General features: G+C 30.2%; 13 protein-coding genes. All 13 read right to left on the bottom strand.

Features of this window, described 5'->3' with window-relative positions; all coding sequences use genetic code 11:
- The gene (locus WPG_RS09645; RefSeq protein WP_045471825.1) at positions 1 to 957 is read right to left on the bottom strand and encodes a UDP-glucuronic acid decarboxylase family protein; all 957 of its coding nucleotides are present in this window, start codon (positions 955 to 957) and stop codon (positions 1 to 3) included.
- A 4-nt stretch (positions 958 to 961) separates the two neighbouring features.
- Positions 962 to 2113 (bottom strand): glycosyltransferase, encoded by a 1152-nt coding sequence (locus WPG_RS09640; protein WP_052471213.1) that lies wholly within the window; start codon positions 2111 to 2113, stop codon positions 962 to 964.
- Positions 2110 to 3096, bottom strand: a complete 987-nt coding sequence (locus tag WPG_RS09635; RefSeq protein ID WP_045475417.1) for a glycosyltransferase family 4 protein — start codon at positions 3094 to 3096, stop codon at positions 2110 to 2112. The genes WPG_RS09640 and WPG_RS09635 overlap by 4 nt, the downstream gene beginning before the upstream one ends.
- Positions 3097 to 3101: 5 nt before the next feature.
- Positions 3102 to 4502, bottom strand: coding sequence for a hypothetical protein (locus tag WPG_RS09630; protein ID WP_045471822.1), 1401 nt, complete (start codon positions 4500 to 4502; stop codon positions 3102 to 3104).
- Positions 4493 to 5302 carry a hypothetical protein gene (locus WPG_RS09625; protein WP_144374447.1) on the bottom strand — a complete coding sequence of 270 codons (810 nt, stop codon included), beginning with the start codon at positions 5300 to 5302 and terminating at the stop codon, positions 4493 to 4495. Before WPG_RS09625 ends, WPG_RS09630 begins: the two co-directional genes overlap by 10 nt.
- Positions 5303 to 5320: 18 nt before the next feature.
- On the bottom strand, positions 5321 to 6319 hold the full coding sequence (locus WPG_RS09620; RefSeq protein ID WP_045471815.1) for a glycosyltransferase family 2 protein: 999 nt from the start codon (positions 6317 to 6319) through the stop codon (positions 5321 to 5323).
- Positions 6312 to 7475 (bottom strand): glycosyltransferase family 4 protein, encoded by a 1164-nt coding sequence (locus tag WPG_RS09615; protein ID WP_045471812.1) that lies wholly within the window; start codon positions 7473 to 7475, stop codon positions 6312 to 6314. Before WPG_RS09615 ends, WPG_RS09620 begins: the two co-directional genes overlap by 8 nt.
- Positions 7476 to 7492: 17 nt before the next feature.
- Positions 7493 to 8740 carry a hypothetical protein gene (locus WPG_RS09610; RefSeq protein ID WP_045471810.1) on the bottom strand — a complete coding sequence of 416 codons (1248 nt, stop codon included), beginning with the start codon at positions 8738 to 8740 and terminating at the stop codon, positions 7493 to 7495.
- Entirely contained in the window at positions 8737 to 9927 is a 1191-nt protein-coding gene (locus WPG_RS09605) for a hypothetical protein (protein ID WP_045471808.1), read from the bottom strand. Before WPG_RS09605 ends, WPG_RS09610 begins: the two co-directional genes overlap by 4 nt.
- Before the next feature lie 35 nt (positions 9928 to 9962).
- Positions 9963 to 10823 (bottom strand): sulfotransferase domain-containing protein, encoded by an 861-nt coding sequence (locus WPG_RS09600; RefSeq protein WP_045471806.1) that lies wholly within the window; start codon positions 10821 to 10823, stop codon positions 9963 to 9965.
- A 170-nt stretch (positions 10824 to 10993) separates the two neighbouring features.
- Positions 10994 to 11917 (bottom strand): sulfotransferase domain-containing protein, encoded by a 924-nt coding sequence (locus tag WPG_RS09595; RefSeq protein ID WP_045471804.1) that lies wholly within the window; start codon positions 11915 to 11917, stop codon positions 10994 to 10996.
- A gap of 10 nt (positions 11918 to 11927) precedes the next feature.
- A complete protein-coding gene (locus tag WPG_RS09590; RefSeq protein WP_052471211.1) occupies positions 11928 to 12896 on the bottom strand; it encodes a glycosyltransferase family 2 protein in 969 nt (322 codons plus the stop codon).
- A gap of 12 nt (positions 12897 to 12908) precedes the next feature.
- Positions 12909 to 13718: a sulfotransferase domain-containing protein gene (locus WPG_RS09585; RefSeq protein ID WP_045471802.1), complete on the bottom strand. Its 810-nt coding sequence runs from the start codon at positions 13716 to 13718 to the stop codon at positions 12909 to 12911.
- Positions 13719 to 13758: the final 40 nt, after the last annotated feature.

The raw sequence follows: 13758 nt of genomic DNA, 5'->3' as shown, positions 1-13758 counted from the left end.
TTAGTGTATGGAAACATCCGATTTTAATAAATCATCAAAATATCCTATTGTATGTTTTAATCCTTCTCTTAAGGGGATTTTAGGTTCCCAACCATTCAATTCCTTATGTGCTAAGCTAATATCTGGTTTGCGTTGCATTGGATCATCTTGAGGCAAAGGCAAATGAATAAGTTTAGATTTTGAATTTGTTAAATCGATCACTTCTTGTGCGAGTTGAAGCATTGTGAATTCTACAGGATTACCAATATTTACGGGCCCTGTAAAACCGTCTCTACTATTCATCATACGGATAGTTCCTTCGACTAAATCATCAACATACTGAAAACTACGTGTCTGAGTACCTTCTCCAAAAATAGTGATATCTTCACCTTGCAAAGCTTGTACAATAAAATTAGACACCACACGTCCATCTTGTGGGTGCATTCTTGGACCATAGGTATTAAAAATTCGTATGATTTTAATAGCTACTTTATTACTATTGTGATAATCCATAAACAACGTTTCTGCACAACGTTTGCCTTCGTCATAGCACGATCGCAAACCAATAGGATTTACATTACCCCAATAACTCTCTGGTTGTGGGTGTACAGATGGATCTCCATAGACTTCACTAGTAGATGCTTGCAAAATTTTTGCACCAACCCGCTTGGCTAAACCTAACATATTAATAGCGCCCATAACTGATGTCTTTATGGTTTTTATAGGATTGTATTGATAATGTACTGGTGACGCTGGACACGCCAAATTATAGATTTCATCAACCTCAACCATGTAAGGATTGGTGATATCGTGTCTTACTAATTCGAAATAATGGTGATCCATTAAATGCTCTATATTTCTTTTAGAGCCTGTAAAGTAATTATCTAAACAGATGATTTCATTACCTTCATTAAGCAATCGCTCACATAAATGCGAGCCAACAAAACCAGCCCCTCCAGTTATTAATATTCTTTTCATTTCATTAATTATTAATAGTGTTCAAAAATAAGGCTTTATTTTGTTGTATAAGTTCTGGATTTTCAATAAATGTTTTAGCAAAATCGAATGCAGCTTGAGACCATATCATATAATCTTCATTAGGCATATGTATTGCATCATTAAAAGCTTTAATAATCTTAGCATTATTTGCTATTTTAATATCCCAACCTATAGATTTAGCTTCTAAATTTTTCCATGGGGTTTGGTCAGAAATAATAACTGGCAAACCCGCTGATAATCCCTCCAATATTGCGTGTCCAAAGTTTTCGCCTTCAGATAATAATACAAAAAAGTCATATTTCACAAGAGTTAAAGGCACTTCATCACTTTTAATTATACCCTTATAATTAACACTGATATGATTGGGTAATGTAGAAATAACATCTTTACATTTATTCCAATACCCTTTATCATATATTGGGCCATAAATATCTAATATTATAGGTTGTTTAATATCTTTTATACTCTCAAGCATTTTAAGAGTTCCTTTCTCTATTGCTATTCTTGCAATGTTTACGAATCTAGTGGGATTTTGTTTTGCAATTTTACTATTTAATTTTTCGTGTACCCTTCTTGGCAAATTCGGGGCAATGCTTACAAATGTATTTTGACCAATTTCATTTTTTATACATTTAGCTTCATCTTCATTAGTTGCATGAAACTTTACATCTTTATAAATATATAATAGTTTGGCTAATATCAAATAAACTTTTTTCTTAGTTCCTTTAACTGAAAAAGCTTGAGAATTGAGCATTCCGCGAGCAGATATAATAATTGGTTTCTTTATTTTTTTCAATAAAAAAACTGGAAGTATAGAAAAATACCAACTATAGATACCATTTATATACGCTACATCAAAATCAGTGGAGCTTATAATTTTTTTGAGATGCCTTTTATTTAAATCTGATGATGCTATATAATATATTTTTGTATAATCGTTAAATGATATCCAAGTATTAGGTATAATATTTTCGTAAGCCTCATCTAATCCATAATCTGTATTTCTGGTTATAATATAAAACTCAAAATCATCTTTTAAATGTTCTATTAAATTGGCATACGAACGAACTGGCCCACCAGATAAAGTACCTGGTAAAAACCAATCTATAGTAATCAATATTTTTATTTTGTTCATCCGTTTAAAATGTCTTCATAGACTTTAATATACTTTTCTGCAATAAACTCTGCTTTAAATCTTTTTGCGTTCTTTATACCCTTACTTACTAGTTCTTGGCGGTAAGATTCATCACTTATAATTTTTTCAATTCCATTCTGAATAGAGTTTACCTCTAAAGGATCTACTAAACAGGTTGTGCCCTTTGAGATTTCTTTCATAGCACCAAAGTTTGATGTTATTACTGGTCTTCCGATAGCTTGAGCCTCTATAATTGGCATTCCAAAACCTTCGTATAGAGATGCAAAACATAATAAGTCACAATCTTTATATGCTTTTATAACTTCCTCTTCTGATAGATCTACTAAACTTAAATAATTAATTTGGTACTCCTCCAATAAACGTTTTGTTCCATTTTCTAGCTTCCCTATAATAGTAAGCTTACAATCTATCGATGCTAAAGCTTTAAAGATTCTGTCAAGGTTTTTATTAGATTTTGTTCCTACGCATAAAATATTAGGCTTCAATCTGTTAAATTCCTTTGGAAAATACTCAAAATTATTACCAATAGGATTATTAATTACTACCACCTTAGATTTAGCAAATGGTATATATCTAAAAACTTCTCTTTTAGTATGCTCAGAAATTACTGTAATACGTTTTACAAATAACGCAGGTATCCAAAACCAAAAACATAACATAAAAAATCTTTTCAGTGGATGGCCTTGAAGTGCAGAAATCATATCATGAATGGTCAAAACAGTATTTTTACCCGTTGCCAATGCTATATAGTTGATATGGCCAGTAATATGATTAATATCTGCTCTGTTTCTAGAAGAATATTTTAAGTTTGATTTTATCGCTTTATAACTAAGATCAGAATTTGGTAAACTCAAATTATTTAAGTCATACCTTTTATCAAAGAACGGCTCAATAGTCTTAAAAACAGTTTCAATACTATAAAAACCAATCTCAGATTTTCTAAAAAATAGATTTAATTTCACTTTCACTATTTTAAAAAATATTTATTGAAATATCTAAATATCAACTTTCTAATCAAGAATATTGGTATCAAATAAGTCACAAAATTGCCAATAACTTTTATCATATTAAAACTGTAAATGCTAATTAAGAAGTAGAATGGTATTATAAAGATAATAGCCCAAAACATATTTGGCGATTTTATAATTAGAATATTCATAGACCACCCAAATACGTAACCAAGAACTAATAATAAAACCATCATACCAAAAGGTCCAAAATCTATATATGCGTCTGTCATAAAACCGATGCTGTGAGATGCCTTACCATCATCCATTAAGTCTAGTCTGGTATACCTATTGGTATGATCAGAATCATCAATGGCAGGTTTATTTGGGAAAAATATTCTAGGTTTAAAATAAAATAATGTAGACTCTTTTATAATTTCTCCGTTTTCGTAAGCTATGTAATTAGGTACATTTCTTAATACTATTGAGAAAAACTCAATATAGCTAACTCTATCTAATAATGCTTCTGATGCAAAACCAATATCTTCTGTAGTTACATTAGACATTTGATTTATCATTTCATTAATAGCCTCCGACTTACTTACAACTACTTTTTGAGAATACTCTCCACCGGCTAGGTAAGATCTGTAATCCATTTTAATTGCTGACCACAAAAGCCCCAGCGTCAACCCTATAACAAAAATAAAAGAAAACCTAATTAGAGCCTTAGAGTTTAACTCAGCTTGCAAAGACAATAGTGCCAATACAATTATTAGTATAATATCCTTAAACGCTGAAAAATAGCCCGTAAATCCTAAAAATATTTCAACAGCAATAACCATATAGAGTAATTTTTTCTTTTCATCAAAAAAATTACAATAAACAATGGTTAACAATAATAATCCCCATTTTAGTTTTGAGAACGCTACAACTATTGTATTGATTCCTGATATACTATTGCGGATTAGAAATAAAAAAGAAATCCCTATAGAAAATATAATATAGCTTATTAATATTTTTTTAGGGCTATATTTTATATCTATACTTTTCACCATATCAAAATCTTTAAATCTCTTTTTTAAAGGTAAGTAAAGCCCCAATGCAAAAGATATTAGCCCTATATTACTTAAAGCATTGGCAGTATATAAAAAATCACCATCTTGATGAAAACTAAATTGTAACTCCAATGGGACGTTCACTATATTTCCATATATAATTTTAATATTTATTTGTAACCATTGAAATACTAGTGCCAAAAAAACAGTAAGAAAGATTGGGTTTCTTAACTTAAAAAATAGTGCAATTACCACTACTAAGGGGATAAAAGCTAAAAATGAAGACAAAAAATGAGGACCAATAATTGAGAAAATTAAAGTCACTACTAAAAAGATAAGTATCAGTTTTTTTTGACTTAAATCCACAGCGCGTTGTTTTTTAACTTCATCAATATGGTATCTAATTGCTTTTTTGGGAAAACTCTAATTTTATATGCTTTTTCTTTATTAGTATTAAGAAGTGGTTTCTCAAAAATCTCGTTTACATCTATATGTTGCAGGTTAGAAGAAAATTTCTCATTAGCATAAGTAATAACATCATTATAATTACTCAAAAAATGATTAAGCTCTACTATGATAACATCTTCAGGGTATTGTTTTTTAAATTCAAGAATATTTTTATTGTAAATGCTCCAAGCTTTGTGTGCTTCGCGCTTTTTAATAAAAACATTAATTGGATAAAATAACATATGCTTTAGCCTAACTCTATAACTCATACCAACACCAAACTTAAGCTTGTAACGATAACGTCTAATTAAGGAATTTTCTACATCATCATAATCTCTATAAATAGCAATACATTTTGCTTTAGGTAATTTATCTTTCCATGCTTGTAGATACAATGTAGTTCTTGGTTCTTTCCATCCCCAAATTGATTGATCAACTCGTTTTACTAAAAACTTTTCGATTTTAGTCTCTGTCTCAGATTCAAATTTTAAATTACCTTTTATTTCACCTTTTAGTCCTGTTGTATCGAGTTGTTTTAATCTTAAATCTGTTTCATGAATACCTAGAATCTCTAAATCTTCAAAATGTCCATTCTTATTATCAAAACCATCAGATAGCAAGCGGTCACCAATAAATAAGCCCGATTGCTCAAGGAGATTACCAGACAATGATGTGCCTGACCTATGCATTCCTGCTATGATAATAATATTTTGATCCAATCTATTATTATTGTTAGGTTAGTTTTTTTGTTTTAGTTTTTTTATTTTATTGTAAAACATAACCTCGTAAAACTTTTCTTCGAGTTTAAAAAGCCTAAGAACTCTGATAATACTCCATTTAAAAAACATTGCAAAAACATTATCATACTTATTAAGCTCTTTTCTATATTTTTTTGCTAAATCAAACCTTTTACTTTTTAATATAAAAAAGTACTGATTAAGATAAGTAGGATAAATTTTCCATTTTATGGTTTTATTAAGTTGTTCTCTTAATTGTGGTCTTAAAGTAGATAAAAAACATTGATAAACTTCATAGTTTTCTGTCATCCTATAATAAGAGGCGTCTAAATTTCTACTTAGTTGACCTGTATGTTGCCTTACATTGACTAGTACATTACCATACATTCCTATTGGCGCATCTTTTGATAGTAAACACCACATTTTAAAATCACCTACATATATCATAGACTCATCAAAATAACCCACTTCTGCGCAAGCATCTTTTACGAGGCATACGTTAGCTATATTACCTGCAATACTTCCATATAACAAAGAACTTATTGCATGATCTTCAACAGATAAGGTTTTATTTTTAAATAGTTCGGGTGATTTTAAATAATTTCCATCGGCATCTATACCTTGCAAACGAGAAAAACTAAATTTTACGTCTGGAAATTCCTTATGAAGTCCCACCATTTCTTTTAAACAATTCTTCAACATCACATCATCTTGAGCCCATAGATGAACTAAATCTGAAGTCGCGTTTTTTATCAAAAAATTTAAGGTGGGAAACAACCCTTTATTTTCTTCATTTCTGAAGATTTTAACTCTAGAATCTTTTATAGTAGTTAAATATTGGTAGCTATCATCTTTAGAGCAATCATCACATATTAAAAACTCAAAATTAATCCCAGTATCATCTTGATTAAGGACAGACTCTACGGATTGCTGTAAAAAGGCCATGCCTGTATAAACTGGCAATACAACACTAATATGTGGTTTTGTTTTATTATCCATCTAATAAATTTACTTCTATTGCCTTAACAATATTTATAAAACTATAATCCTTTATACTTTCTTTGGCATTTTCACCCATTTCACTCAATGATGATTGATTCAAATTTACTAGTATATTTGTTAATTCTTCTACCTTATTATGTTTAAAAACAAAACCTGTACTTTGATTAACTAAATCTAATGAACAACCTACCTTATCTGAAACTATTACAGGTTTACCACTAGCCATTGCTTCATTTACAGCAAGTCCCCATGTCTCTCCTGGACCTTTAGAAGGTAAGCACAATATAGCTCCCAACCTATAAACTAATGGCATTTTTGTTTGATTTTGAAATGGAATAAATTTAATATCTTGATGCTTTTCATCTTTCAACTCGTTCTCCATAGGTCCATTTCCAACAACCAACAATTGCAAAGAATTAGAGGTTTTATTTTTAGCATTTTTAAATGCATTTATTAAAAAATCTGGTTGTTTTTTAGGTTCTAGCTTACCAGCAAATACAACAACTATATCATCAGATGTATATCCAAGTTCTGTACGCCATTGTAAAGCATCTTTAGAAGAGCTTTTATTCTTATCATCTCCAAATCTATTATTATCAATAGCATGCGCTGCATATACCAATTCATTAACTTTTAAACCATGTTTTAAAAAATACATTTTGCTTGCTTCACCAACATAAAAAGCTTTGTCTACATATTTATAAACTTTAGTGAGTATTTGTCTCCTTACCTTTGTCTTTAAACCTACTGTTTCATCTAATAATGTCGAATCCCCTCTAAACCATACAGGTACTTTGCCGTGAAAGTGACGCATGGCCTTAAAGTGGCTTTTAAAATTCCAACCAAAAAATAAAATGGCATTAGGCTGAAAATGCTTAAGCCTATCTATTAAACTTGGACAATCAATACCAAAGAAATGATGAGAACCCGGCTTTTTTGAAATATTATCTACAAATTCATACTCATAGCCATCTAAAAGTGGAATATCCCATTCAATATTTTTTCCAAAAACTTTATCTTTTACTGATGTTTTAGATTGTGACCATGTATAGAAAACCTTCAAATCCACATTTCCTCGCCCTGCCAATAATTGAAACCAAGGAGCATTATATTGTATTGGATGTGTTGAAACAATAGCCAATTTTTTCTTCATTACTATGTATTAAATGATTATTGTGTTTGTAAAGCTTTGTCCATTGCTTCTGCCAAAACTTTTGCCGATTGCTTAGAGGTATATTTATCTAAAGGTTCTAAATCTAGACGCCAAGTTACCTCTTCTTGAAACTTCTCTATGATAGGTTTTAATTTATTGACTATATTTTCTTTTGAATCATTGTCTTTATAAGGCATTAAAAAATCACTTGCATTTACCTGCTTAATAACCTCAACTGCAGAACTCTCATTGTGCAACATTGACAAAAGTGGTCGTTCACTCAACAAACATTGAAACGTTTTAGAAGCAGTATAGTGTTTTTCAGTACTACCAAAAAGCATGACACGATTTGCTTTAGACAAAAAGTTTAGAATGTGTAAAAAAGGAAAACGATCACGATACTCTACGACAATTTCTTCTAATCCATAATCTTTAGCATAAGCTGTAATTCGTTTTGCCGGATATAAACCTGTTCCAACAAAGTAAAGTCTAATGCTATTATCCCATTTCCCTTCATTTTTAAGTTGAGCTATACTTTCAAAAAACGATTGCACAAACAGATGTGAGTTTGGTAAAAATGCGCCTGCATAGATCCATGGTTTACAACCTTTGTTATCATCCCAAGGATATTTTAAATCAGATAATTCTATTTTATGATCATTGGGATCAAATCCATAAGGCATACCTGCATGTGTAGGTTCTATTTTAAAATTTCTATCCATAACAGATTGATAATATGGAGTAGATACACCTGTTATCAACGCTGCTTTTTTTACGGCATAAGGTTCTAAGGTTTTAGCCACCAATTGACTTAATTTTGCTCTAACATTATTTTGATTGGTAATATCCCTTACCCAAGGATCTATATAATCAATACCATAAGGAATGTTAGTTTTATTATGGACTATGCGACCTAAAATGGCAGTATAAAAGGATGGAATGGGAATCCATATAAAATCAATTTGTCGTTCTCTACAAATTTTGAGTGCTTCTTTTTTAAGAAATGGAAATCCGCGCAAACCTATATCTCCAATAATTCTAGGTTTGGTGACTTTGTAAGCTTTTGTGTAAATAACCTCAATATCTTTAGAAACTGTTTTTTCCATTAAAGGATCTAACTTTTCTTCATAATATTTAGACTCTACAGTAAGCAACAAAGGTTTCCAGCCAAATTGCTTAAGGTAATTTCCTATAAGCCTTGGTCTTTGCACACCTGCTAAATTAGCTGGCACCCAATGCGGATATATAATTAAGACTGTTTTCATTCTAGTAATTTTAAAAGCTTTATTTCTTCGTTTTGCCAAGAAAACGATTTAGCTTGTTGCCATCTGTGTAATCTGTTTTCATAACTTAAATGTTTAGTATTAAGCTGTGCTAAAGATTGTGATAAACTATCCATAATTATTTCGCCTGCAAGATAATTTAATGCTTTTAAAAAATCGCGTTGACCAAAAGTATTAGTCGCTAAAATATATAAACCTGCTTGCGCGTAGGCTAAGAATTTATTGGTAAGGCAAATATCTCTATTTAAATCTGCATCTTTACGCTCTAAAGCTAAACCTATATCCATAGTACTTAACATTTTATGTAGCTCTGATTGCGGCATAATATCGTGAAACTTAATATTAGAACTTATAGTTTTCCCAGATAAATAGTCTTGGTTTTGATTGCCTATAAGATGAAACTGAAACTCTGGATGCTTTTTAGCCGCTTCAAAAACTTGTTCTAAACCTCTATTTGGGCCAATATGCTGCGAAAACCACACGCATTTTATAGTCTTAGACTTATGAACGCGTGGTTTATTAAAGTCTCTACTTTCAAAAGCGTTAATAACAGTTAATTGTTTAATGCCTGGTTGAATACTATATAAAGTATTGCATTGTTTCTCTATACCTTTTGAAGCATATGTAATGGCAATTGCATTGTTAAAACTTTGTTGCATAATAAGGTGCCTATTATCTTTTTCGAGAGCTTTGTTAAAGTACAAGGCTTCGCCTGGATAGAAGTCCTCAATATCTAATTGTAATCCTATCTTTTGGTGCTTAGCTATTTTAAAGGCAGGATAAAAAGCTCCTAAATTATGCGCAATAACTTTATAAAATTGATGCTTACGCTTAAGTTTATTCACATAAGATACCAATTGCGGTGCCTTATCATTACTTGCGTAAGCACATACCTTATAGTTAGTTTTAAATAAAGGATTTATTACTATAGAAAACTTATGCTTTATTTTAGCCAAGATCGTTTTTAATAGCGTTTTTTTACGATCTATTTCTATAAATTGTACATCAGTATGTAACGCCTTTATATTATCGGACAAGTGCAAACTCCAGTCTTCATGTCTAAAACAAATAACGTAACATCTATAATATGCTTTTAAAGATGCAAATTCTTTAACCAATCTTGGGTTTGCAGCTAAGCTAGATGTTGTTATAAAAAGTAAATTTTGCATTTAGATTTGTTCGCTTATAATTTTATTAACATAGATTATTTCCAATGCGACAAATCCTTATCTAGCATTAGCTCTAGCTCATGGATTGAATCTTTATAAATAGCTAATAGTTTTGATCGCGAGTTTTTATCAAACTTTGGTTTCTTATCTGAAAAAAAAGTGCTTTTTAGCTTTATTAAAGTGCTTTTATGTTTAAGCATCCATTTTTGAGGTAAAAGCGGTTTTATTTTTTTCCAAGTGGTATAAACAAAATTAAGTTTACCAGGATACATAGTTTTATTATAAATTTTGTTTGGCACTTCAATATTTGCGTTTTTAACACCTATAAATTCAAAAACCGAATCTAATACCGCTTGTCTGTCTTTTTTAAAATCTTCAAAAAAGATAATTTTAATCTGATCTCTATTAATATGCTTAAAATAATCCTTTAAGTGCGTTGCATAATCTCCTTTTGAAATAAGACTTTCGCGATAAGACATTTTGCGTGCTTTAGAGTCATTAACTCTTATAGTATTATCTATAACGCCTTCAAATAATCCTTTTTGATATACTACTGCTCCTCTATTAACATTATACCAAAAATCTGAGTAAAAGCGGTCTAAAGGGTTCCTTAGCATTACAATGAGTTTTACATTAGGTATATACGTTTTTATTTGTTGGGCAGCTAATTTGGAATATAGCATATACGATACAGAACCTTCACCAGCTATTTTTCCTTCACTACCTTCAAAATGCTTACCATAAGCTTCGAGTTTATTCTCTACTCCTTCTCTACCAAAAAAATTTAATTCTTTAGGTTTGGTCATAAAAACATCTGGATGCAAGTTTAAGTAATTACAAAGCGATGATGTTCCACATTTGGCGACACCAGCTACAATAAAATTTGGAAAGTTCATATTATTACTTCTTAGCGAAAATCTATTTTATGTACCCAATAAGAGAATGATTTCGCTATTTTTCACCCTAATATTACTTATATTATTCATTTAAGACTAATTATAATAATTATCTTTTAATGGTAAAACTTCTTCACTATACAAATTAAAATCAAATGCTTTAAAAATTTTTAATCCGTCGTAAAATCTTTATCCGAAGCAACTGTTTTCCATTTAGATAACTGTTCCATAGTATTCTTCTTGGTATGGTTTTTTTGTGAACTAAAACTTTGTCTACTAAGCATCCTTAAAAATAAATTATAGTCTAAAGGTTGATCACTAATCTTCTGAATAGCTTTAAATGCTTCTTCTGGAAACTGAACCAAATCCTCATAATATACTATTATACTATTATCTTTATCTATATGAGATAGCGCATAAATAAATTGTGTAACCGCTTGAAAAACCAACAGACTAAAACCCGAAACAATTAAATCGTATTTATCTAAATATCCTTTAAAAAAATCACCACTTTTTTTAGAATCCGTATACGACCAGCTATCAAAATTCTCTTTATGCCAATTATAATTATCACCAAAACCTAGCGAAGATGCTGCAATTGCAAATGGATGTCTCAATAAGATAATTGATTTAAAGTTATATCTTTTTTGAAAATACGAATACATAAAATTACCAAAACAAAACTTATGTATGGTGTAATTACTACTTTTAAAAGTCTTAGGGTTTGTAAACCTATAAAAACGAATATTTCTAATCTTTAAACTAAAGAACTCATCAAAATACGAATTAACCGCTTTATCATTCTCTGAGGCTATATGTGGATGCCATCCTAATTGAAATTTAGAATACTGCTCAACTGAATAAGGGTTTATTGCACTAAAATTGGATTTATTATGAGGAAAGAGCGGCTCCCAAACCAAGCGCGCGTTTAATAGCTTTACTAAGGTTTCTGCCAATAATGTTGTACCACCTCTTGAGATACCATATATTAAAATATTTTTATTGGACTTAATTTTTACAAATCGAATTCTAGTTAAAAAACTAAAAACTTCTTTGATTTTAATCAAATAGAATTTTAAAAATTTATGTTTCATTTTTGTTAGCTTATCGAAAATCTATTTTATGTACCCAATAAGAGAATGATTTCGCTATTTTCCATCCTAATATAGTTTTAATTATTTCTATAATCCTACCACCTAAAACTGGTAAATACTTTGATCCTCCATATTCTGAAGACCTATTTAGACAAACTTTCGCAAAATCTTTAAACTTTGGATAAGCATTAATAGCCAAGACTTTGTATTGTAAAGCCATAGCATTATTATAAGCCTGTGTTTTTTCGAGACCAGAAAACTGTTTAGCTTTAGAGTTTAATGCCTTTAATTGGCTTTCTAAATGTATTCTCTTTTTTTGACTAGCTATATTACTACCTCCAACATGCTTTCTATAATAATTTAAAACCGTAGGAGAGTAAAGTACGTTTTCTGCTTTTGTTACAACTCTACAAAAAAACTCACCATCTTGGTCTTTTTTTAAACGCTCATCCCAAGGCCCAGCTTCTTCTATAAGTGTGCGAGGAGTTAACCACGCACTAGTCTGCACCATATTTTGGGTTTTGCCATCTGCTCCAAAAAGGTTTAATAAGAGTTCTTTGGGGTTATTAGTACTTTCTAAAAATGGTCTGTCTGTAATCTTACCATTATCAATAGTATTGTAAAAATGTTTGGTACTACAAACGGCTATACTTTTGGGATTATTTTTTAGCAAATTAACTTGTGTTTCAATTTTAGTTTCGCTTAACAAATCATCTGCATCTAAATACTGAATGTAATCGCCACTTGATAATTGAAATCCATAATTTCTGGCAGCACAAGCTCCTTTACCTTTATTAGATGTAATGATAAGATTTGGTAGATTTAATGCTTCTAGATGCTCTAAAGCACCATCTGTAGATCCATCATCAATAACTATTAATTCTAAATTATCTTGCGTTTGTCTTAGAACACTATCTATTGTCTCTTTAAAAAAGGGCATGGCATTATATAAAGGAATGATTACGGAAACCTTATTCATCTTTTATTTACTTTAAAAATCCCACTTTTTTATATCAAAGCCATAGGAATCCCTAAATTGATACATATCACTTTTTAATTGACTTTTTACCATACTAATTTCCGTATTGGTTAATGCCCAATTAGACGTCTTACTATGCCTTCTCAAGATATGCTTAATTTTTTGTCGAATTGAAAATGGAAACCATTTAAATAATTTTGAATATCTTTTTTTAATTCGCAGCTCAATATCACTTTTTGTGTCGGTTTTATTAGCAATTGTTTTTTCATCTTTAATTACAAAAGTAGATAAACCCAAGAACTTACAACACTCGTCTACTACAACTTGCGGATTGGTTTTAAGGGTATCAAAATCTAAAATTAATATTTGATCCTTGGTAAAGAATTCTTCGTACTTAGATAATTGCAAATTATAACTACTTCTAGCAATTAATAAATCTAAATTATCTTTTGGGTGGCTCCAATTAGGATGGTTTCTCCAAAAGTTAATTTCAGAATTTATTCTATCAATGGGATGCCTTACGATGTAAATAAATTTTGGCTTAATACCAGAATTATATATACGTTTAGGTACATCTAATTGAGACGGAAATTTTGTATAACCTGTAGATGCTTCTAATTTTACTTGATGTATAGTAGTATCAAAATTAAAAAGCGCGTTGTAATTTTCTACCGAAAAATTGGTTTCATTTTTTTTTGAAAAAAACTCAGGTTCTTTCTTAATACTTCTACATATTTTTGGGTGCTTACAAAGATGAGAAAATAAGGTTGTAGTACCCGATTTCATAGCACCAATTATCATTGCGTATTTTTCCTCGTTCATTGACAAAGGTTTATAATAAAATTATTTTTTATATGAATAA

It is taken from the genome of Winogradskyella sp. PG-2 (genome assembly GCF_000828715.1).
Taxonomy (GTDB): Bacteria; Bacteroidota; Bacteroidia; order Flavobacteriales; family Flavobacteriaceae; genus Winogradskyella.
This window is presented reverse-complemented; position numbering and strand designations above follow the sequence as displayed.